General features: G+C 64.4%; 16 protein-coding genes and 1 riboswitch. Of the genes, 14 read left to right on the top strand and 2 right to left on the bottom strand.

Annotated features, from left to right (window positions below; all coding sequences use genetic code 11):
• The first annotated feature begins 315 nt into the window (after nt 1–315).
• Complete coding sequence (locus BMZ79_RS31285; RefSeq protein WP_256253274.1) at nt 316–1,146, top strand: methyl-accepting chemotaxis protein; 831 nt, start codon at nt 316–318, stop codon at nt 1,144–1,146.
• 245 nt (nt 1,147–1,391) lie between these two features.
• Here the strand turns inward: BMZ79_RS31285 and BMZ79_RS31290 are convergent, their stop codons facing one another.
• A complete protein-coding gene (locus BMZ79_RS31290) occupies nt 1,392–2,504 on the bottom strand; it encodes an NADH:flavin oxidoreductase (RefSeq protein WP_090648504.1) in 1,113 nt (370 codons plus the stop codon).
• A 391-nt stretch (nt 2,505–2,895) separates the two neighbouring features.
• Nucleotides 2,896–3,062: riboswitch (cyclic di-AMP (ydaO/yuaA leader) on the top strand.
• A 112-nt stretch (nt 3,063–3,174) separates the two neighbouring features.
• On the opposite strand from BMZ79_RS31290, the gene BMZ79_RS31300 reads away from it, so the two are divergent.
• From BMZ79_RS31300 to BMZ79_RS31340, 9 genes are all read left to right on the top strand, one after another.
• Nucleotides 3,175–3,621: a hypothetical protein gene (locus tag BMZ79_RS31300; RefSeq protein WP_090648509.1), complete on the top strand. Its 447-nt coding sequence runs from the start codon at nt 3,175–3,177 to the stop codon at nt 3,619–3,621.
• A gap of 128 nt (nt 3,622–3,749) precedes the next feature.
• The gene (locus BMZ79_RS31305; RefSeq protein ID WP_256253275.1) at nt 3,750–4,184 is read left to right on the top strand and encodes a hypothetical protein; all 435 of its coding nucleotides are present in this window, start codon (nt 3,750–3,752) and stop codon (nt 4,182–4,184) included.
• A 248-nt stretch (nt 4,185–4,432) separates the two neighbouring features.
• Nucleotides 4,433–4,501: a potassium-transporting ATPase subunit F gene (locus BMZ79_RS35760; protein ID WP_371263830.1), complete on the top strand. Its 69-nt coding sequence runs from the start codon at nt 4,433–4,435 to the stop codon at nt 4,499–4,501.
• Nucleotides 4,502–4,549: 48 nt separating this feature from the next.
• Nucleotides 4,550–6,223, top strand: coding sequence for a potassium-transporting ATPase subunit KdpA (kdpA, locus tag BMZ79_RS31315; protein WP_090648513.1), 1,674 nt, complete (start codon nt 4,550–4,552; stop codon nt 6,221–6,223).
• Between the two features lie 62 nt (nt 6,224–6,285).
• The gene (gene kdpB, locus BMZ79_RS31320; RefSeq protein WP_090648515.1) at nt 6,286–8,325 is read left to right on the top strand and encodes a potassium-transporting ATPase subunit KdpB; all 2,040 of its coding nucleotides are present in this window, start codon (nt 6,286–6,288) and stop codon (nt 8,323–8,325) included.
• Between the two features lie 24 nt (nt 8,326–8,349).
• Nucleotides 8,350–8,916, top strand: a complete 567-nt coding sequence (gene kdpC / locus BMZ79_RS31325) for a potassium-transporting ATPase subunit KdpC (protein ID WP_090648518.1) — start codon at nt 8,350–8,352, stop codon at nt 8,914–8,916.
• Between the two features lie 77 nt (nt 8,917–8,993).
• Nucleotides 8,994–11,333: a universal stress protein gene (locus BMZ79_RS31330; protein WP_090648522.1), complete on the top strand. Its 2,340-nt coding sequence runs from the start codon at nt 8,994–8,996 to the stop codon at nt 11,331–11,333.
• A gap of 40 nt (nt 11,334–11,373) precedes the next feature.
• Nucleotides 11,374–12,861: an ATP-binding protein gene (locus BMZ79_RS31335; RefSeq protein ID WP_090648523.1), complete on the top strand. Its 1,488-nt coding sequence runs from the start codon at nt 11,374–11,376 to the stop codon at nt 12,859–12,861.
• A gap of 1 nt (nt 12,862) precedes the next feature.
• The gene (locus BMZ79_RS31340; protein WP_090648526.1) at nt 12,863–13,570 is read left to right on the top strand and encodes a response regulator; all 708 of its coding nucleotides are present in this window, start codon (nt 12,863–12,865) and stop codon (nt 13,568–13,570) included.
• Nucleotides 13,571–13,810: 240 nt separating this feature from the next.
• Here BMZ79_RS31340 and BMZ79_RS31345 read toward each other — a convergent pair whose 3' ends face one another.
• Nucleotides 13,811–14,500, bottom strand: coding sequence for a glycosyltransferase family 2 protein (locus BMZ79_RS31345; RefSeq protein ID WP_090648528.1), 690 nt, complete (start codon nt 14,498–14,500; stop codon nt 13,811–13,813).
• A 256-nt stretch (nt 14,501–14,756) separates the two neighbouring features.
• Here BMZ79_RS31345 and BMZ79_RS31350 point away from each other — a divergent pair, with 256 nt between their 5' ends.
• The 4 genes from BMZ79_RS31350 to BMZ79_RS31365 are packed head-to-tail and all read left to right on the top strand — an operon-like array spanning nt 14,757 to nt 20,513.
• On the top strand, nt 14,757–16,382 hold the full coding sequence (locus BMZ79_RS31350; protein WP_090648531.1) for a response regulator transcription factor: 1,626 nt from the start codon (nt 14,757–14,759) through the stop codon (nt 16,380–16,382).
• Between the two features lies 1 nt (nt 16,383).
• Nucleotides 16,384–18,162 (top strand): cache domain-containing sensor histidine kinase, encoded by a 1,779-nt coding sequence (locus tag BMZ79_RS31355; protein WP_090648533.1) that lies wholly within the window; start codon nt 16,384–16,386, stop codon nt 18,160–18,162.
• A gap of 19 nt (nt 18,163–18,181) precedes the next feature.
• On the top strand, nt 18,182–19,168 hold the full coding sequence (locus BMZ79_RS31360) for a substrate-binding domain-containing protein (protein WP_090648534.1): 987 nt from the start codon (nt 18,182–18,184) through the stop codon (nt 19,166–19,168).
• Nucleotides 19,169–19,199: 31 nt separating this feature from the next.
• Entirely contained in the window at nt 19,200–20,513 is a 1,314-nt protein-coding gene (locus BMZ79_RS31365; protein ID WP_090648537.1) for an extracellular solute-binding protein, read from the top strand.
• The last annotated feature ends 1,090 nt before the right edge of the window (nt 20,514–21,603 follow it).

Raw genomic sequence — 21,603 nt, forward strand, 5'->3', positions numbered from 1 at the left:
GGGGGTGAACCGGGGCCGGAAGAGAGCCCGGCAGGCGAAAGCCCGGCGTTACCTCTCCTTCCGGAATTGCAGCGGCGTCATCCCGAGCTCGCGCCGGAACAGCGCGGCGCTTCGGTCGGTACGCCGGCTCGTGCCGGGCCGCCGAACGGGATAACCCGTCCGAACCATGGGGTCCGCCTATGATGGCGGGCTTTTTTTTGCGTTCGGCGCCGCGATTATGCGGCGCGCCCATATTATTGGCCGTTCTTTTGCCGATATAAGGAGGGGATGACCATTCTGCCGAGCGCGGACATACAAGGGAGCTGGACAACGAGCATGACCCATGACAAAGAAGCTTATTTGCAAGCGATCGCCGGCATGATGGACACGATGCTGAGCGTGTTTCCGGAAGAAGCGACGCTGATTCTGATCGACGAGACGGGGGTGCGGGCTTACCGGTCCTCGGGCATCGACGTGGAGGTCCCGATCGGCACGCCCCGTTCGGCGCTGGCGGGGACGATATCGGAGAAAGCCTTCGAGCAAGGCCGCACGTTCCGCGAGGAGCGCGGGCCGGAGCGGTTCGGCGTGTCCTACGTCGGCACCGCGGTGCCGCTGCGGCTCGCGGGCGAGGTCGTCGGCGTGCTGACGTCCGCCGTGCTGAACCACAGGCTGGACGCGATCCGCGGTTCTTCGGAAAGCCTGGCGGCGTCCGTGCAGGAGATGGCGGCAACGTCGAACGGCATCGCGGCGGCGTTCGGGGCCATCAGCGGCGAGATGGGCGCGCTGGCGGACAAGTCGGAGGCGCTGAACCGCGACATCGACGGCATCCAGTCCATCATCGGCGTCGTGCAGGAGCTGGCGGACACGTCCAACCTGCTCGGGCTGAACGCGTCGATCGAAGCGGCGCACGCCGGCGAATACGGCAGAGGCTTCTCGGTCGTGGCCGGCGAGATCCGGCGGATGGCGGCCCAGAGCCGCGACGCCTCCCGGGACATCCGCGAGCAGCTCGGCGCGATGCAGGCGCGGCTGAAGGCGATCAGCGCGGACATCGACCGGATCAAGCGCGACATGGGTCATCACGCGGAGAGCGTGATGGAGCTCGACGAGGCGTTCGAGCACGTCGCCTCCACGGCGGGCGAGATGCTGGAGAAGTTCACGCGGCAGTAAGCGCGGCCGGAGGCGCAGTTCGTCTCTCGGCGCAGCTCCGAGCGCATGTATTCGCCCCGATCTCGTCGAGCTCGCGCCGTACGGATAGCGAACGCGCGAAGGCGTACGCGCCAATGCCGCGCCGCCGCGCGCGATCCGCATGATCGTTTGCGAGGCCGAACGCGGACCGACGCGCATAAAAGGCTGTTCCCGCCCGGGCGGGAACAGCCTTTTTCCGTTGGCGCATCCTGCGCGCCCGATTCGCGTTAATACAGGCGCTGCGTCGCTTCCAGCTCGAACGCGCGCAGCTCGTCGTCGCGCCCTTCGCGGATCTTGACGGCCCATTCGGGGTCGTTCAAGAGCGCGCGCCCCACGGCGACGAGATCGAATTCGCCGCGCGCGAGCCGCTCGAGCAGCCCTTCGATGCCGGCCGTGCCGGCGCCCTTGCGCTCCTTGAAGAAGCGGGTGAACTCCAGGTCGAGCCCGACGGAGCCGACGGTGACGGTCGGCTTGCCCGTCAGCTTCTTCGTCCAGCCGGCGAGGTTGAGGTCCGCGCCGTCGTCGAACGCGGGCTCCCAGAACCGGCGGGTCGAGCAGTGGAACAGGTCCGCGCCGGCGTCGACGAGCGGCTCCAGGAAGCGGGCCAGCTCATCCGGCGTCGCCGCGAGCTTCGCGTCGTACGCGCCGTCCTTCCACTGCGAGTACCGCAGCATGATCGGGAAGTCCGGGCCGACGGCGCGCCGGCACGCGGCGATGACCTCGGCGGCGAAGCGGGTCCGCTTCAGCATGTCGCCGCCGTACGCGTCCGTGCGGACGTTCGTGACGGCCCAGAAGAATTGGTCGATCAGGTAGCCGTGGGCGCCGTGCAGCTCGATGCCGTCGAAGCCGAGCCGCTTCGCGTCGCCGGCCGCCTGCGCGTACGCCGCGATCAGATCGGCGATTTCGCGCTCGGTCAGCGGCTCGCCGGCCCGTTCGCCGGCGAGGTTCAGCCCGGACGGGCCGACGGACGGCGCGTCCGGATGCGTGCCCGTGCCCGCCTTGCGCGCCATGCCGACATGCCAGAGCTGCGGCGCGATTTTGCCGCCGGCTTCGTGGACCGCCCGGACGACGCCGGCCCAGCCGTTCAAGGCCTCCTCGCCGTAGAAGTGCGGCCACTTCGTGCTGGCGCCCGCCGCGGGATGGTTGATCAGCGTGCCTTCCGTGACGATCAGGCCGACGCCGTTCTCCGCGCGCCGCCGGTAGTAGGCGGCCACGTCGTCGCCCGGGACGCCGCCGGGCGAGAAGCCGCGGGTCATCGGGGCCATGACGATCCGGTTGTCGAGCGACAGCTTCGGGGAGCGGAAAGGTTCGAACAGCGTTTTCGCCGTATCGGTGGTCATCGTGAATTCCTCCTTATGCATCATCGGATATCAAGGATTAGGGGCGATGGAATGCGGGCCGCGGGATTCCGTATTCGCGGAACTGGAAACGAAATCCATGGTTCCACTTTACTCCATAAAGCCCTCCATTTCAATTCGCATAGTCGGCATTGCGCGTCCGCAACGCGCGGCGCGTCCGGCAGCGTTCCCGCCGCCTGTCCGGCGTTCGCTTCCATCCGCCGCCAAGCCGGAAAAAGGAAGCTTTCCGGAGCAATTGGCGGGTTCGTCCGCAAACGAACGAATTGAGCGCGTTTTCATCGCGCGAATTCGCCGCAGCCCGCGTCATGGCGCGCGCGGCGGCTTTTTACAATTTTCCCGGCCGGGACTACGATTAGAAGCATCAATACCACAACTTAACCGAACGCTGAATCCCATCAAGGGAGCGGGGGAACCATCGAAGCCGCCTGTCGCCAGGACCGGCTTCACGGGGTGAATCGCGGGCAGGCTCAGCTTGCGCGCGTAGGGCATTCTCTGGCCCGAATCCGGCAGCTAACCTCGCAAGCGGACAAGAGAGACGACCAGGCCGAACGCGCGCGAAGCGTTGCTTTTCTTTGCGCTGCCCATGAAGCCGGGAGCAGAGACATCTCTTCTTCCGGCTTCTTTTTTATACCAATTTATAGGAGTGACGAACATGCAAGCGGTGCAAACGGAAGCCACGCACAGGCGGGAACGAATGGACAAGGTAACGATCGAACGGATCGAATGCTTCCGGTTCGACCGGGAGTCGGCAAGGCTGCTGCTGCCGGATTCCACGGTCAAGGATTGCTGCGGGATCCTGATGCTCGGCTCGGCGACGGGCGAGCTCGGGATCGGCGTCTTTCGCGAGTGCGCGCTCAAGGGAGATTTCATCCGCTGGGCGTGCGCGTTCCAAGGGTTCAAGCACCATACCGTCGGCGAAGGCTTGCTGGAGGCGAGCCTGAAGCACGACGTCTGGGGCGACGTCCGGTCGCTCGCGGCGGAGAACGCGCTGCGCGAACTGGCCGCGGGCCGCGCGGCCGAGCCGGACGAGCCGCTGTTCGTCAGCCTGCACGACCACGCGTACTGCTTCGAGCATGCGCAAGCATATGTAATTTTTTAGGAAACGAAAGAGGCGGCAGTCGTCATTTTTATGCTTTTTTTACGCCCGGCCCCGCACTCTTTACCCCGAATTTATGGGGAACGGCGTTAAGATGACGGTGTGCGAAAGAAGGGAGCAGGGATGAAGACGTGAACGAAAGGGAAGCAACCGCGCAGCAGACGGCCGGGCAGCAGACGGCGCCGGCGATCGTCGTGTCGGCCATGACCAAGGCCGGCGAGCAGTTCATGAAGCAGCTGCTCGTCAAGGGGCTGCCGTTTATGGCCGTCACGAACAGCGTCGCCGAACGGCAGCAGCTCGCCAAGCTCGGCGTCGGGTCGATCCTCTTGGTGAACACGATCGATCCGGACACGTGGGAGCGGCCGGAACGCCCCGTCGGGAAGGCGTTCCTGTTCGAGAGCAGCTTGTCGCTGTGCTGCAGGTATTTGCGCATGATCCGAAAGTGGACGGACCAGCCGGTGTACGTCGTCACGGGACGCACGCACGGGCGGCTGATCTACAAGGGGCTCGGCGCCGACCATATCCTGCATGTCCAGACGGGCGGCCTCGGCTCTCTGCTGGAGTAGCATAAAAAGGTTTACTTTGGAAGAAAGTATCAGTAGGCAAGGGAAAGGTAGCGGAGGAGGGTGTACGGATGGTTAACGATTTTACGATGGTGCTCTTGGCTGCGGTCGTCTTCGGACTCTTTTGGGGGTTCCGGGCATTTTGCGGACGCGCCTGAGCCGGCGGCGCCCGGGCGCGTAAGCGGACCGGAGGAAAAGCCGGGCGCGGGACGCGGCCCACACTACGCGAAGGAGGGTCAACCATGGTCGTAATGGGGATTATCGCCATTGCCCTGATCGTATATCTCGGTTTCGTCTTGGTGAAGCCGGAGAAGTTTTAAACCTTGGATCGCCGTTTCATTAATTGAGGAGGAAATATCGCTATGGCTATGGGATTCGTTCAAGTCGCCGTCACGCTGGTCATCATCATGCTCTTGGTGAAGCCGGTCGGCACTTATCTTGTCAAGGTCTTCTCGCAGGAGAGAACCGGGTTGGACCGTGTCTTCGGTCCGGTCGAGCGGCTGCTCTACCGAATCATGGGCGTGCGGGAAAACGAGTCGATGGGCTGGCGCTCCTATGTAGGCGCCGTGCTCCTCTCCAACTTCATCATGCTGCTGTTGATTTATCTGGTCCTGCGGCTGCAGAGCTATCTGCCCCTTAATCCCGACGGCATCGGCAACATGCCCGCCGGGCAAGCGTTCAATACGGCCGTGTCGTTCATGACCAATACCAACTGGCAGTCCTACAGCGGCGAGAACGGGTTGTCCTACTTATCGCAGATGATCGCGATTACGTTCCCGATGTTCACGTCGGCGGCCACCGGCTTCGCCATCGCGGTCGCCTTCATCCGCGGCTTGATCGGCCGCCAGGACAATCTCGGCAACTTCTACGTCGACATCATCCGCTCGATCACGCGGATATTCCTGCCGCTCGCTTTCCTCGTCGCGCTGTTCCTGGTGTTCCAGGGCGTGCCGCAGACGCTGCTGGGCGCGGTGCACGCCACCACGCTCGAAGGCGGCGACCAGACGATCACGCGCGGGCTCGTCGCCTCGCTGGAATCGATCAAGCATATCGGTACGAACGGCGGCGGCTGGTTCGGCACGAACGCGGCGCATCCGTTCGAGAATCCGACGGCGCTCGCGAACTTCATCCACATCATCTGCATGATGCTGCTGCCGACGGCGCTCGTCTACGGGTTCGGCCTGATGATCCGCAACAAGAAGCAGGGCTGGGCGGTATTCGGGGCGATGGGCTTTATTTTCCTCGTCATGCTGGTGACGGTATTCGTCTCGGAATATAAAGGCGTCGGCGCGCTGGACGCCATGGGCGTTCACGGCAACATGGAAGGCAAGGAAGTGCGCTTCGGCATCTCCGAATCGGCGCTCTTCACGACCGTCACGACGGCGGCGACGACGGGCAGCGTCAACAACATGCATGAATCGCTCACGCCGCTCGGCGGCTTCACGGCACTGGCCGAAATGATGCTGAACAACGTGTTCGGCGGCAAAGGCGTCGGGCTGCTCAACGGGTTATTGTATCTGATCCTGTCGGTCTTCATTTGCGGCCTGATGGTCGGCCGGACGCCGGAATTCCTCGGCAAGAAGATCGAGGGCAAGGAAGTCAAGCTGGCGTGCATCGCGCTGCTGATCCATCCGGTCATCATCCTCGTGCCGACGGCGATCGCGTTCCTCAGTCCGAACGCGCAGTCGTCGATCGCGAACGGCGGCATGCACGGCCTGACGGAAGTGCTCTACGCCTTCACGTCCGGCGCGGCCAATAACGGTTCCGCATTCGGCGGCCTGACCGCCAATACGGACTTCTACAACATCGGCATCGGCGTGGTCATGCTGATCGGCCGGTACATCTCGATCATCGCGATGCTCGCGATCGCCGGCTCGCTGGCCGTCAAGCGCGTGATTCCGGTCACGACCGGCACGCTGCGCACCAACACGGCGCTGTTCTCGGGCATTCTCGTCGTGATCATTCTCGTCATCGGCGCGCTCACGTTCTTCCCGGCGGTCGCTCTCGGACCGGTCGCGGAGCATCTGGCCATGCCGAAGTAATTCGGCTGCGCCGCCGTACCGCAAGCACTCGCTTTCCGTTATGCAATTAAGGGAGGATCTATATGGCTGCAAGCAAAAAAACGTTATCGAAGGACCTCGTCCTTCCTGCGGTCGGGGACGCGTTCAAGAAGCTGAATCCCGCCGTCATGATCAAGAACCCGGTCATGTTCATCGTGGAGGTCGGCACGCTCATCACGCTGCTGCTGTCCATCCAGCCGGATCTGTTCGGATCGTCCGGCGCGGGCCGGGGCTATAATCTCGCGGTGTTCTTCATCCTGCTCTTCACCGTGCTGTTCGCCAACTTCGCCGAAGCGCTGGCGGAAGGCCGGGGCAAGGCGCAGGCGGATACGCTGCGCAAGACTAAGTCTGACACGATGGCAAAGCTGATCGGGAAGGACGGCTCGCTGAAGCAGGTCTCCTCGACGCAGCTGCGCAAGGGCGACATCGTCCGCGTCGACGCCGGGGAGATCATTCCGACCGACGGCGAGATCATCGAAGGGCTCGCTTCCGTCGACGAATCGGCGATCACGGGCGAATCCGCGCCGGTCATCAAGGAAGCCGGCGGCGACTTCTCGTCCGTCACGGGCGGCACGCGGGTCGCGTCCGACTACATCGTTGTGAAGGTCATGACGGATCCGGGCGAATCGTTCCTCGACCGGATGATCTCCCTCGTCGAAGGCGCCAAGCGCCAGAAGACGCCGAACGAAATCGCGCTGACGACGCTGCTCGCCGTCCTGACGATGATCTTCCTGGTCGTCATCCTGACGATGGTGCCGATGGCGGATTACTTGAACGTCAAGCTGGACATCGCCACGCTGATCGCGCTGCTCGTCTGCTTGATCCCGACGACGATCGGCGGGCTGCTGTCCGCGATCGGCATCGCCGGCATGGACCGCGTCACGCAGTTCAACGTGCTCGCGATGTCCGGCAAAGCCGTCGAGGCGGCCGGCGACATCGATACGCTCATTCTGGACAAAACCGGCACGATCACGTACGGCAACCGGATGGCGTCCGAATTCCTGCCCGTGAAGGGCACGACCGCCAAGGAAATGACGCTGGCCTCGCTGAAGGCGTCCGTCAAGGACGAGACGCCGGAAGGCCGGTCCATCGTCGAGCTGGCGACGAAGCTCGGCGAGTCGTTCGCCGAGACCGAATACGGCCGAGCCGAACCGATCGAGTTCACCGCCGAGACCCGGATGTCGGGCCTCGACCTGCCGGACGGCACGAAGATCCGCAAGGGCGCCGTGGACGCGATCAAGCGGTATATCGCGGCGCAGGGCGGCACTATTCCCGGCGACCTGGAAGAAATTTCGAACCGCATCGCGAAGGCGGGCGGCACGCCGCTCGCGGTCGCGATCGGCGACCGGATCTACGGCGTCATCTACTTGAAGGACACCGTCAAGCCGGGCCTCAAGGAGCGGTTCGCGGAGCTGCGCGCCATGGGCATCAAGACGATCATGGCCACGGGCGACAATCCGCTGACGGCCGCGACGATCGCGCTGGAAGCCGGCGTCGACGACTTCATCGCGGAAGCGAAGCCGGAGGACAAGATCGCCGTCATCAAGCGGGAGCAGCAGGAAGGCAAGCTCGTCGCGATGACGGGCGACGGCACGAACGACGCCCCGGCGCTGGCGCAGGCCGACGTCGGCCTGGCGATGAACTCCGGCACGATGGCCGCGAAGGAAGCCGCCAACATGATCGATCTCGATTCCGACCCGACGAAGCTGCTGTCCGTCGTGTCCATCGGCAAGCAGCTGCTCATTACCCGCGGCGCGCTGACGACGTTCTCGATCTCCAACGACATCGCGAAGTACTTCGCGATCATTCCGGCGATGTTCATCATCGCGATGCCGCAGCTGCAATCGCTCAACATCATGGACCTGGCGTCGCCGAAATCCGCGATCCTGTCCGCGCTGATCTTCAACGCGATCATCATTCCGCTGCTCATTCCGATCGCGATGAGGGGCGTCAAGTACCGCGCCATGAGCGCCGACCGGCTGCTGACGCGCAACGTGCTGCTGTACGGCATCGGCGGCGTGATCGTGCCGTTCATCGGGATCAAGATCATCGACCTGATCCTGCACGGCTTGCATTTGGCCTAAACTTGGTAGAAGAGGAGTCTTCACATGAGAACGATTTTTACCGCTTTGCGCGTGTCGATAGTGATGATGCTGGTTTGCGGCTTGATTTATCCGCTCGTGACGACCGGGTTCGCCCAGGTGCTGTTCCCGAAGCAAGCGGACGGCAGTCTGATGGAGGCGGCGGACGGAACCGTCACCGGTTCGGAGATCATCGCGCAGGGCTTCGAATCGCCGAAGCTGTTCCACCCGCGGGTATCGGTCGCGAAGTTCGATCCGACCGCGACGGTCGGCTCCAACCGCGCCGTGGCGACGGAGGATTACGTGGCGGAGATCGGCAAGAACGTCGACGCCGTGAAGGCCGAGAATCCCGGCATGACGGACGTGCCGGCCGATCTGGTCACCTCCTCCGGCTCGGGCTTCGACCCGGATTTGTCGCCGGAAGCGGCGAAGGCGCAGGTATCGCGCATCAGCAAGGCGACCGGCCTGAGCGCCGACGAGCTGAACAAGCTGATCGACGATACGACGAAGAGCCGGCAGCTGGGGATTTTCGGCGAGCCCCGGGTGAACGTCAACGCGCTCAACGAAGCGCTGCTGCAACGCATCAAGCTGTAACGGACGCGGCCGCCCCCGGCAACGGGGGGCGGCTTTGTCTGCGTTAAGGACGACCGGTTACGGAGGGGGAGACAGCCGTGGGAGGCTTTAGGCGCAAGACGCCGGAGGAAATATTGCAGTCGATCTCCAAGCTGCACCGGGGCACGCTGAAAATTTACATCGGTCCCGTCAGCGGCTCGGGCAAGACGTACCACATGCTGCGGGAAGGCCAGACGCTGCTGCAGCAGGGCGTCGACGTCGTCATCTGCGCCGTGTCGACGCTGCAGCGGAAGGAGACGGTGGAGCAGCTCGGGGAGCTGGAACGGGTGCCGAGCATTCACTGGTACCGCGAACAGTTGGAATGCAAGGACTTGAACCTCGACGCGCTGCTGGAGCGCAATCCCGAGGTCGTTCTCGTGGACGGCCTGGCGCATCGCAACCGGGAGGGCGCGCGGTTCCGCACGCGGCTCGAGGACATCAAGTTCCTGCTCGGCCACGGCATCAGCGTCATCACGACGGTCAACGTCTACGAGCTCGAAGGGTATACGGAGCTGGCCCAGAAGCTTACGGGCATCGAGGTGAAGCATACGGTGCCCGCGGACACGCTGGAGCTGGCGGACGAGGTCCGGCTCATCGACGTCACGCCGGAGACGATCCTGAACCGGCTGGCGGAGGGCCATTTGAACGGGAGCACGGATCTGCCGCTGTTCAAGCGGGGCAATCTGGGCGTGCTGCGCGAGCTGGCGCTGCGGCTCGTCGCCGAGGACGTCGGCGATTCGCTGCGGGAGTACCGGGAGGAGTTGGGCCTCGACGGTCCGGCCGGCACGGGAGAGCGGATTCTGGTATCGGCCCAGTACCATTGGAACGGGTCGATCTACGTCCGCCGCGGGCAGCAGATCGCGAAGCGGCTGAACGGGGATCTGCTGGTCGTGACGTTCCGCAACATGAAGCGCGCGCTGTCCAAGGAGGCGGCCGTCTTCCGGCGGAGCATCATCAAGCTGGCGGAGAAGGTCGACGGCGAATTCGAGGAGCTGCCGTTCCGCTCGCGCCGGCAGATTCCGAAGACGATCGTCGATTACGCCGCCGCGCACGGCGTGACTCGCATCGTCATGGGGCATACGAAGCATACCCGCTGGCAGGAGCTGCTGCAGGGCTCGGTCGTCAACCAAATCCTGAAGCGCGCCACCGGCATCGACGTCTTCCTCGTGGCGGACCGGTCGGAGCGGGAAGGCGAGCGCGTGCTGCCTGCCAACATCGCTCCGGCCGCGCCTCCGCAGCCGTACCGGCGGCTGAGCGAGCAGGAGGTGACGGAGCGGATCGGCGAGATCAAGCGCGGCCGGTTCAAGGTGTACATCGGGGCGGCGCCCGGCGTCGGCAAGACGTATACGATGCTGCGCGAAGGCAACGACCTGCTGCGCAAGGGCATCGACGTGCGGATCGGCCTCTTGGAGACGCACGGCCGCCGGGACACGATCGAGCAGGTCGGAACGCTGCCGTCGGTCGCGCGGGAGCGGATTCTGTACCAGGGCGTCGAGCTGGAGGAGATGGATACGAAGGCGATCATCGCCGCGAGCCCGGAGGTCGTGCTCGTCGACGAGCTGGCGCACACGAACGTGCCGGGCAGCCGAAACAAAAAGCGGTACGAGGACGTCTTGGAAATACTGGACGCCGGCATCTCGGTCATCACGACCGTGAACGTGCAGCATCTGGAGAGCCTGAACGACGCGGTGGAGCAGATCACGGGCATCCGCGTCCGCGAAACGGTGCCGGACAGTATTCTGCAGCTGGCGAATGAAGTACAATTGATAGACGTGGCGCCCGAAGCGCTCCGGAACCGGATGCGCGAGGGCAAAATTTACGCGATGGCCAAGGTCGACCAGGCGCTCTCGAATTTCTTCAAGACGGGCAACCTCATCGCGCTGCGCGAGCTGGCCCTGCGCGAGATCGCCGACGACGTCGACGAGCGGCTGGAATCGCTGGAGCGGAAGAGCTCGCTGCGGGGCCCGTGGCGCCGGCGCGAGGCGATCTTCGTCTGCGTCAACAACACGCCCTACGCCAAGCGGCTCGTCCGCCGCGGCTTCCGGACCGCTTACCGGCTCAAGGCGCCGTGGTGCGTCAACTACGTGCAGGTCGGCTCCTCGCTCGGCGAGCAGGAGCGGCGCCAGCTGGAGACGCTGGAGCTGCTGACCGTCAAGCTCGGGGGCACGTTCGTCGTGCACCGCGCGGAGTCGCGCAAGGCGATCGCGAGCGTGCTGTCGGCGAAGGCGGACGAAGCGGAGGCGACGCAGCTGATCATCGGGCAGTCGAAGCTGCCGTGGTGGAGCGCCCTCCGGTACGGCTCGGTCGTGAAGAAGCTGATCGCCTTGTCCCGGTACCGGGATATCTTGGTCGTCGCGGATTACGGGGTGAAAGAAGGTGAGGAGCGTCGCAGCCGCTGACCGCCCGGTAAGGCCGCCTTACCGGCCTTATGCTTGGACCATGCTCGGCATCGCCGCGCTGACCGCCGCGCTTCACGTCGTCGGTTCGGCGTTCGATGCCGTCAACATCGCCCTTATCTATTTATTTCCGGTGCTCTTCAGCGCCGTCTATTGGGGCCTCGCCCCCGCCGTTTTCGCCGCGGCGGCGGGCATGCTCGCGTTCGATTATTTTTTCGTGCCGCCGTTTCTCAGTTTTACGGTGCAGGACTTGCGGTACTTGCTTTCCTTCGCCGTCTATATCGCGGTGGCGGCGCTGACCGCGACGCTCGCGAGCCGGCTGAAGCAGCAGGCGAAGCACGCCAAGGACCGGGAAGCGCTGACGGCGGCGCTCTATTCGCTGAGCCGTCAGATGACGGCGATCGGCGATCTCCGGGCGCTGCTGGAAAATATCGCGTCCCAGGTGTCCGCGACGCTGGAGGCGCCGATCGCGATCTACCTGCCGGGCGGCGCTGGCGAGCTGGAGCGGGCGGCGTGGTCGCCCGGCGAGCACGGCTTCGGCGAAGGCGAGCCGCCCATGGCCATCGCCGACTGGGCGTTCAAGCACGGCGAGCCGGCGGGCAAAGGGACGGGGACGCTGGGCGCCTTCCCGGGCTTGTTCGTCCCGCTCCGGACGGAGGAGCGGACGTACGGCGTCCTGGCCGTGCGCGCCGAGGAGGCGCCGCATGCCGACAGCCGCCGGCTGCTCGAGGCGTACGGCGGCTTGGCCGCGACCGCGATCGCCCGCGTGAAGCTGAGCGAGGAAGCGAAGCTCGCGCATCTGACGGCGGAGTCGGAGCGGATCCGGACGGCGCTGCTCGACTCCGTGTCGCACGAGCTGCGCACGCCGCTCGCCACGATCATCGGCTCGGCGACGGCGCTGATGGAGAGCGACGACGTGTTCTCGTCCGCGGACCGGCTGGAGCTGCTCGGCACCGTCCGCGACGGGGCGCTGCGGATGAACCGCCTCGTGACCAACCTGCTCGGCATGGTGAAGCTCGAGAGCGGCATGCTGGCGCTGCGCCGCGACTGGTGCGACGCCGCGGACATCGTCGGCGTCGCGCTGGCGCAGGTGAAGGGCTTCAAGCAGAACCGGCGCCTGATCGCGAAGCTGCCGGAGCCGGCGATTTATTTTCCGGGCGACGAGGTGCTGCTGGAGCAGGTGCTGGTCAACGTCGTCAGCAACGCGATCAAGTATTCGCCCGACGGCAGCGAAATCGTGATTGCGGCGCGCCAGACGGGACCGTGGGTCCGCATCTCGGTGGCGGACCAGGGGATCGGCATCGCGGAGGCCGACCGCGAACGGATTTTCGAGAAGTTTTACCGCGGGGCGAACGGCGGCGGGACGACCGGCACGGGACTCGGGCTCGCCATTTGCAAGGGCATCGTGGAAGCCCACGGCGGCACGATCACGGCGTCGCCCCGGGCGGAGAAGGGGACGGTCGTCACGATCGCGCTGCCGGCGGGCGAGCCGCCTCCCGAGGATCGGACGCGCAAGGAGGAGGAAGCTTGACATGACAACGACCGGCGGCGCGCGGATTCTCGTCGTGGACGACGAGCCGCAGATCATCAAGCTGTTGAAGGTGACGCTGAAGGCGCATCATTTCGAGGTGCTGGAGGCGGCGACGGGCGAGGACGGCATCTACCAGGCGAGCATCGGCCGCCCGGATCTGATCGTGCTCGACCTGGGGCTGCCGGACGTGCCGGGCATGACGGTGCTGCGCCGCATCCGCGAATGGTCGCGGGCGCCCGTCATCGTGCTGACGGCGAAGGACCGCGAGGCCGACAAGATCGAAGCGCTCGACAGCGGCGCGGACGATTACGTCACGAAGCCGTTCGGCATGGGCGAGCTGGTGGCCCGCATCCGCGTGGCTCTGCGCCACGCGGGCAACGCCCAGCAGGAGCCGGTGCTCCGCTTCGGCCGGCTCGTCGTCGATCTCGCGCAGCGGCTCGTGGAGCTGGACGGCAGCCGGGTGAAGCTGACGCCGACCGAGTACGAGCTGCTGAAGGTGCTGGCGTCCAACGCGGGCAAAGTCGTCACCCAGCGCCATCTGCTGCAGCAGGTGTGGGGCGGCCACCACCACGAATCCGACAGCCATTACCTGCGCGTGTACATCGGCCATCTGCGCAAAAAACTGGAGGAGGACCCGACGCGGCCGACGTTCATCGAGACGGAACCGGGCATCGGGTACCGCTTCCTGCTGCGGGATTCGGAGGAATGAACGGCGGGAGCCGCCGCGCCGCAGGCGGACGGACGCCGGCGGCAAGCGGACGTCGACGGCAACGGACGCGCGGCTCCCGCTCCCGGGAGCGGCGCGTCCGACGATCTCGGCGGGGACGACGAACCCGGCGCGCACGCATCGCGCATGCAGCGTGAACGCAAACGCAGCGCAAACGCAACGAAGGCAGCCTGAGCCAAGGCTGCCTTCGTTGCGTTTGCGTTCCGCGGAGCCGCGCGGCGGCTAATTCACGTACCGGCGAAACCGTTTCGTCCGTTTCACCATTTTGCACTGCGACATATAGCGGCGCATGCTTTTCTTCTGCGTATGGCCCTTGCTGCTCTTGCCGCGGACGCAGACGTAATGCTTCTTGGACAGGGAGTAGATCCGAATGTTGCGGCGATGGCAGCGCCCGAGCCAGCCGGCGTCGGTGCCCGACTTCTTGAACTCGGGAAACTTCACCCGCTTCCAGACCGAACGGCGGAAGACGAGCGTCCCGCCCTTCAGGCTGCGCGTATAGCTCCATTCGCCGCCGGGACGGTACAGCATCAGCGCCCGTTTCGCTTTGAAGTAGACGTAGGACGTATGCTTGCCGACGATGCCGGCTTTGCCGCCTTTAATTGCGCGGGCGGCTTCCCGGAGGAACTTCGGGCCGTAATAGTCGTCGTCGTCGAACTTGGCGACGAGCCCTTTGCTCGCGCGCTTGACGGCGTAGTTCAGGCATTTCCCGAGCTTGTATTTCTGGGAAAGCCGGTACACCCGGATTTCGTTCTTCTTATAGCGCTTCGCCCGTTTCCGGTAAAGCTTGATGTTCAGCTTGTCGTTGTTCAGGACGATGATCATTCGCTTGTCTTTCCATCGCTGCCGTCTGTAGTTCGCGAACACGTTATCGATGCACTTCCGGCGGATCGTGCAGGTGACTACGGTTATCATGGGTCGTCATCTCCGTTTGGCGTATATGAAAGCATCGCTTCGCTTCCTTAGGCGTTCCTTGTAGGATATGAGCGGACATCGGCGCAAGGCACGGCGCATGCACTACTTTCTTCGCGCGGGCGGCGGCGCCTCGCCTTCATAGATTGGGTCGTACTGCGACCCGTTCGCCGAATCGTCACGGGCTGGAAGAAGAAAAGGCATGGACGATTCCCGTCCCGATCGGCTAATCTAGGGAAAGCGGGAGGTGGGGGAGCAGATGTACAACGCAATCATCGTCGACGACGAAGCCGTCGTCCGCGTCGGCCTGAAGAACACGATCGACTGGCGGGAGCACGGCTTCGCGCTGACCGGCGACTACGCCAACGGGCGCGACGCTTGGGAGGCGATCGAGCAGCGCAAGCCCGACCTCGTCATCTCCGACATCAGCATGCCGTTCATGGACGGCCTGGAGCTGGCGGGCCTGATCGCCGCCAATTATCCGTATATCAAAGTGATCATTCTGACCGGCTTCGACGAATTCGAATACGCCCAACAGGCGCTGCGCCTGAAGGTATCGGACTTCGTGCTTAAGCCGATCACCGCCCGCGAGATCCGGGGGCTGCTGGACAAGGTCCGCGCCGAGATGGACGAAGAGCGGGAACGCCGGGAGGACCTGAGCCGGCTGCAGAGCCAGCTGAAGCAAAGCCTGCCGATTTTAAGAGAGCGCTTTTTGGAGCGGCTCGTCGCCGTCGGCCTCGGCAAGGCGGAGATCGCGGACCGCTTCGCGTACTTCGGCCTGGCGCCGCTCGCCGCCGGGTCCGTCGCCGTCGTGGCGGACATCGACGACTTCGGCGACCGCGAGCTGCCGTCGTACGAGCACGACGCGGAATTTTTGCGGTTCGCCGCGTTCGATATTTTCGAGGAAGTCGCCGAGCGGGAGGGCGCGATCGCCTTCCGCACGCGCGAGGAGCGGATGGTCGCGATTCTCGCCGGCGAAGGGGACGGCAGCGACCTTTACGAAACCGCTTTCCGGTACGCCGAGGAGGTCCGCTACCACATCGAGAAGTTCCTCAGCTTCACGGCGACGTTCGGCGTCGGTCGCGTCGTGCCGTCCGCCGAGCTGCTGCCGGCCTCCTACAAGGGCGCGCTGTCCGCGCTCGACTACCGGTTCCTGCACGGCAAGAACCGCGTGCTCGGCATCCTCGACCTGGAGGGCCGGCCGGAGGGCGAGCCGCTCGCGAACGCCGCGTGGGACCGCAAGCTCGTCTCGACCGTCAAGACCGGCTCCGTCCGCGAGGCGCAGACGCTGATCGAGGACGGCATCGCGGAGCTGAAGCGCTCGCGCGTGCCGATCGAGACGTGCTTCCTGCAGATGCAGAAGGTGGTGCTGGCGCTCATGAACGCGATCCAGGAGGTCGTGGCGCACGACCGCGAAGCGTCGATCGACAGCCAGATGATGCTGATGGAAGTGTACGCGTTCAAGACGCTCGACGAGATCGAGGCGTGGCTCAAGCAGGTCGTCGGCGCCGTCATGACGGAGATCGCGGAGAACCGGAACCATTTCACGAACGCGCAGATGCACCGGGCGGTCGAATACATCGAGACGAATTACGCCGACGACAAAATGTCGCTGCAGGACCTGTGCCGCCACGTGCACATGAGCACCAGCTACTTCAGCCTCGTGTTCAAGCAGCATACGGGCGAGACGTTCGTCGAGTATTTGACCGGCGTCCGCATCGCCAAGGCGAAGGAGCTGCTGCAGGCGACGGGCCTGAAGTTTTACGAGATCGCGGCGCGGGTCGGCTACGGCGACCCGAATTATTTCAGCATCCTGTTCAAGAAACGGGCCGGCATGACGCCGAAGGAGTACCGGGAACGGCTCGCGAAGGAGAGCGGTGCTTAAGATGGCGAAGGAACGCGCGCTGCGCCTGCCGATTTTTCCGCTCAAGAGCATCCAGTCGAGCATCTCGTTCGCGTTCTCGTGCGTGATTCTCGCGGCGATCGTCGCGATCAGCCTGATCAGCTACCGGTTGTCCGTGCACGCGGTCGAGAAGAACTCGCAGGGCTACATCGAGGAAATCATCAAGCAGGTGAACACGAACATCCAGTCCTACGTCGACAACATGGAGAACATCTCCCTGCTCGCGATGACGAGCAAGGACGTCAAATATTACATCTCGGACAACAGCTTCATCAGCGCGGAGGAGCGGCGGCCGTACGAGAAGCGGATCTCCGATTTGTTTCAAGCGATCCTCTACACGCGCAAGGACATCGCGAACATCATGGTGTTCGGCTACAACGGCCGGTTCGTCTCCGACCGCCGGATCACGGACCTGAATCCGAACGCCGGCATCGCGGAGCAGGCATGGTACAAGGACGCGAAGGCGGCCGGCGGCAAGTCGGTCATCTCGGCGCCGCATATCCAGAATATCATCCAAAACGAATACCGCTGGGTCGTCTCGCTCAGCCGCGAGCTGAAGAGCACGGACGGCATCACGGCGGAGGGCGTGTTTCTCGTCGACCTGAACCTCAGCGTCATCAACGACCTGGCGAGCGACATCAACCTCGGCAAGCGCGGCTACGTCTTCATCGTGGACCAGAAGGGCAACCTCGTCTATCATCCGCAGCAGCAGCTCATCAACAGCAACCTGCGGACGGAGCTGATCTCCCGCGTCACCGGGTCGCCGAGCGGCACGTCCTTCATCGCCGACGACGCCGAGGGCAAGCGGATCTATTCGATCCGGGACACGAACTTCGGCTGGAAAATCGTCGGGGTCGCCTACACGGACGACCTGATCGCGAGCAAAGGCGCGCTGCGCAACTCGATTCTGCTGTACGCGCTGTTCGGGCTCGGCGTCTCGCTGCTCATCTCGTTCTGGCTGTCTTACCGGCTGTCGCGGCCGATCCGCAATCTGCAGGCCGACATGAAGCTCGTCGAGCGCGGCAACTTCGGCATTCAGACCGAGATCCGGCAGATGAACGAGATCGGGCAGCTCGGCCGGACGTTCAACATGATGGTCGGACGCATCAAGACGCTCATGGACGAGATCATCCAGAACCAGGAGAGCAAGCGCAAGAGCGAGCTGCAGCTGCTGCAGGCGCAGATCAACCCGCATTTTCTGTACAACACGCTCGATTCCATCGTCTGGATGGCGGAGCAGAAGCAGCACGAGGAGGTCGTCTTGATGACGTCCGCGCTCGCGAAGCTGTTCCGCGCGAGCATCACGAAGGACCAGGAGATCGTTCCGATCCGCGTGGAAGCGGAGCACATCGCGAACTACCTGCTCATTCAGAAGATGCGCTACGACAGCCAGCTCGACTACGAGATCGACATCGCGGACGACATCCTGCGCCACAAGACGCTCAAGCTGCTGCTGCAGCCGTTCGTCGAGAACGCCATTTATCACGGCATCCGGGGCAGCGCGGACAAAGGATGGATCGCGATTCGCGGCTCGCGGCAGGGCGACAATGTCGTGTTCGAGGTCGAGGACAACGGGCAGGGCATGACCCCGGAGCAGCTGCAGCGGCTGTTCCTGCCGGACGACGGCGAGAGCCGCAAAGGCATCGGCATCCGCAACGTCAACGAACGGATCAAGCTGTATTTCGGCCGCGAGTACGGCGTCCAGATCCGCAGCGAGCTCGAGGCCGGCACCTGCGTGACGATCACGATTCCCACACTCTAAGCCAAAGGAAGAACGCCCCATGCGCAAGCCACGCCTCACGCTATTGCTCGTACTCGCGCTGCTGACGCTCGCCGTCTACGCGGCCTTCTTCGCCAAGCTGCTGCCGGCGCCCGACCATGGCGACAAGACGGTCACCGTCGTGCTGAAGTCGCTGAACGTCCGCTCGGACTACTGGCAGACGATGATCGCGGGCGCCCAGGCGGCGGCGAAGGAGCTCGGCGCCAAGCTGGACGTCCAGGGTCCGCTGCAGGAATCGGACGCGGACGGGCAAATTCGGGCGCTGCGCGACGCGATCGGACGGAAGCCGGACGCGATCGCGGTGGCGCCCGACGACGACCCGCGGATGCCGGCCTTGCTGGACGACGTCCGCAAAGCGGGCATCCGCCTCGTCGTGATGGATACGCCGCTGACGCTGGCCGATCCGCCGGTCTTCGTCGCGAACGACCACCTGCAGGCGGGCCGGCTCGCGGGAGACGCGGCCGCCCGCGCGGCGAACGGCGCCCCGGCGGTCGCGGTCTTCAGCGATGCGCCGCGGTCGTCCGTATCGGTCAAGCGGATCGAGGGCATTCGGCAGTCGGCGCAGGAGCACGGCGGCCGCGTCGCGGGCTTGTATTACAGCGGCGACTCGGAGCAGCTGGCGTACGAATTCACCGTCGCGCTGCTGCGTTCGAACCCGAAGGTGAACGTCTTCGTCGCGCTGAACGAGAGCGCCACGCTCGGCGTCGCCAAGGCGATCAAGGAAGCGAAGAAAACGGACGTCTACAAGCTGATCGGCTTCGAAAGCTCGATCTACGAGATACAGTTGCTCGAGGAGGGCACCGTGAACGCGCTGCTCGTCCAGAAGCCGTTCAACGTCGGCTACTTGGGCGTCAAGACGGCCGCGGGCCTCATCGACGGCCGCAAGGCGGACAAGACGACCTTGATCGGCTCGACCGTCGTGACCAAGGCGAACATGAACGATCCCGTCATCCAGCGGCTCATGTTCCCGCTCGCCGTCATTCAATAAGCATGCCACACGCGCACAAGGGGGCCACCACATGAGAGAACCGGGTTGGACGAGGCGGCCGATCGCCGCGGCCGCGGCGCTGCTCGCGCTGTCCGCGCTGCTCGCGGCGTGCGGCGGCGAGGACGGCGGCCGGACGGCGCCTCCTCCGGAGAAGCGGTCATTGATCCGGTTCGTCGCCTCGGAATACAGCACGGAGACGAAGCCGATCCTGGAGAAGCTGGTGAAGGAGTTCGAGCTGAAGAATCCGCTGATCGACATCGAACTGCAGGTCGCCAACTGGGATATCCTGGACGGCATCTACACGACGATGATCAGCCAGAACCAGCCGCCGGATCTGCTGAACACGAACGTGTACGCCCATTTCGCCAAGGACGGGCTGCTGAACGACTTCAACGACATCCTCTCGCCGGAGCTGCGGAACAAGCTGTACCCGAACCTGATGAGCATGGACCAGATCGAGGGCCATCAGTACGCGATCCCGTACGTCGCGACGCTGCGGAGCCTGTATTACAACCAGGGGATTTTCGACCGGGCCGGCATCCAGGCGCCGCCGCGCACCTGGTCCGAGCTGAAGGCCGACGCGGAGCGGATCAAGCGGGCGGGCGGGGCGTACGGCTTCGGCGTCGACCTGACCGACAACGAGACGCAGGCGTACTTGTCGTACTTCTTCTTCGGCGCGGGCGGCGGATGGATCCAGAGCGGCAAATGGACGATCGATTCCCCGGAGAACGTGGAGGGGCTGACGTTCCTGAAGCAGCTGTACGACGCGGGGCTGACCGACCCCGAGCCGACGGTCACGACCCGGGACGAAAAGCAGCGCATCCTCGGCGACGGCAAGCTCGGGATGATGATCAGCGGCAATTATTTCTCGTCCGTCGTGCCGAAGGAATACCCGAATCTGCGGTGGGGCTCTGGGCCGATTCCGGTCAAGGACGGCAGCGCCCCGATCTCGTTCGGCGTGCACGACGTGCTCGTCTCCTTCAAGACGGACCATACCGACAAGGAGGCGCTGTCCAAGTTTCTGGACTTCCTCTACGACGATCCGTCCTACCTCGAAATGATCCGGCGCGAAGGCTTCCTGCCGGCCAACTCCCAGGTCGGCGCGAAGCTCGCCGCGGAGGACGACGCGATGAAAGCGAACCTGCTCGCGCTCACCCGGGCGAAATTCTATCCCGTGCAGGAGCCGGCCTGGCAGGCCGTCATGGACTACGCGCGCAAGCTGGGCGACGCCGTCCTGTACGACGGCCTCGCGCCGAAGGCGGCGCTGGACGAGCTGCAGCATTTCGCCGAGACCCGCAGCAAGCAGCAGGCCGCCGCGGCCGCCGCGCTGCGGCGGCAGCCGTAGCCGCAGGCTTGACCGGCTGCGCACGAAACCGGCCAAGCTTGCGGGCCGGTTTTTTTGCGCGCCGCTCGGCGAGGCGCGCAGGCGGCGGCCGGCCGGGTCTGGCCGCCCGGCCTTGGCCGGCTGGCCGAGGGTGGCGGCCAGTGCCGCCGCGTCGAAAGACCGGCCCGCGAATATGAGGGCCGTTTTTTTGCGCGCTGCTCGGCGAGGCGCAGGCCTCGGCCGGCCGAGTCTGGCCGGCCGGTCTTGGCCGGCTAGCCGGGGGTGGCGGCTAGTGCCGCCGCGTCGAAAGACCGGCCCGCGAATACGGTTGGCCGCGAGAACCGGAAGGTGCTTCCGCAAGAACGATACATGGTGGAAATCAGACGCTTTTTAAAAGTAAGAGGTGTACTAGGTACGGTACATAAAGGACATCCGGCGCTTTTGAGCGGAAGAGCGGTACGTAGTACAGTACATAGCGGGAAATCGGTGATTTTGAGCGCAAGAGCGGTACGTAGTACGGTACATAGTGGAAAATCGGCGGTTTTAAACGAAAGAACGGTACCAGGTACGGTACATGGTGGAGATCCGGCGCTTTTGGACGCAAGAGCGGTACGTAGTACAGTACATGACGGAACTTCGGCGGTTTTGAGCGAAAGAACGGTACCAGGTACGGTAGATGGTGGAGATCCGACGCTTTTGAGTTTAAGAGCGGTACGTAGTACGGTACATCGAGAGAATTCGCCGGTCAGGAGAGCAGGCACGGAATCAGATACGGTACATGGTGGCATTTGGCATCTTCTTTCAATACTTCCCACTTCTAAACCGCACCCCAGCGAACCTCTCGCATCTTGGGGGCCAAGCTTTCGCTCCTTCCGCCGCGATCATTGCGCTTCCGTCTAGCCCCTCGCGCTTCCGGCTCAGCCCCCCGCACCTCCGCACTCCGGCTAGCCCCCGCACCTCCGCGCTTCCGGCTCAGCCCCTCGCACCTCCGCACTCCGGCTAGCCCCGCACTTCCGCACCTCGGCTAGCCCTCGCACCCTCGGCTCAGCCCCCCGGCCCTTCAGCACCCCCCTCTCCTCCAAACCAGCTTTTTTACAAGAAGAAAATAATA

Origin of the sequence: Paenibacillus sp. UNC496MF, assembly GCF_900113915.1 — a bacterium.
GTDB classification, from domain to species: domain Bacteria; phylum Bacillota; class Bacilli; order Paenibacillales; family Paenibacillaceae; genus Paenibacillus_Z; species Paenibacillus_Z artemisiicola.

Excerpts from the sequence above, each read along its gene's own strand:
- kdpB (WP_090648515.1), top strand. The coding sequence starts at position 6,286 with ATGGCTGCAAGCAAAAAAACGTTATCGAAGGACCTCGTCCTTCCTGCG.
- kdpC (WP_090648518.1), top strand. The coding sequence starts at position 8,350 with ATGAGAACGATTTTTACCGCTTTGCGCGTGTCGATAGTGATGATGCTG.
- BMZ79_RS31360 (WP_090648534.1), top strand. The coding sequence starts at position 18,182 with ATGCGCAAGCCACGCCTCACGCTATTGCTCGTACTCGCGCTGCTGACG.
- BMZ79_RS31300 (WP_090648509.1), top strand. The coding sequence starts at position 3,175 with ATGCAAGCGGTGCAAACGGAAGCCACGCACAGGCGGGAACGAATGGAC.
- BMZ79_RS31345 (WP_090648528.1), bottom strand. The coding sequence starts at position 14,500 with ATGATAACCGTAGTCACCTGCACGATCCGCCGGAAGTGCATCGATAAC.
- kdpA (WP_090648513.1), top strand. The coding sequence starts at position 4,550 with ATGGGATTCGTTCAAGTCGCCGTCACGCTGGTCATCATCATGCTCTTG.
- BMZ79_RS31285 (WP_256253274.1), top strand. The coding sequence starts at position 316 with ATGACCCATGACAAAGAAGCTTATTTGCAAGCGATCGCCGGCATGATG.
- BMZ79_RS31340 (WP_090648526.1), top strand. The coding sequence starts at position 12,863 with ATGACAACGACCGGCGGCGCGCGGATTCTCGTCGTGGACGACGAGCCG.
- BMZ79_RS31335 (WP_090648523.1), top strand. The coding sequence starts at position 11,374 with ATGCTCGGCATCGCCGCGCTGACCGCCGCGCTTCACGTCGTCGGTTCG.
- BMZ79_RS31290 (WP_090648504.1), bottom strand. The coding sequence starts at position 2,504 with ATGACCACCGATACGGCGAAAACGCTGTTCGAACCTTTCCGCTCCCCG.
- BMZ79_RS31350 (WP_090648531.1), top strand. The coding sequence starts at position 14,757 with ATGTACAACGCAATCATCGTCGACGACGAAGCCGTCGTCCGCGTCGGC.
- BMZ79_RS31355 (WP_090648533.1), top strand. The coding sequence starts at position 16,384 with ATGGCGAAGGAACGCGCGCTGCGCCTGCCGATTTTTCCGCTCAAGAGC.
- BMZ79_RS31365 (WP_090648537.1), top strand. The coding sequence starts at position 19,200 with ATGAGAGAACCGGGTTGGACGAGGCGGCCGATCGCCGCGGCCGCGGCG.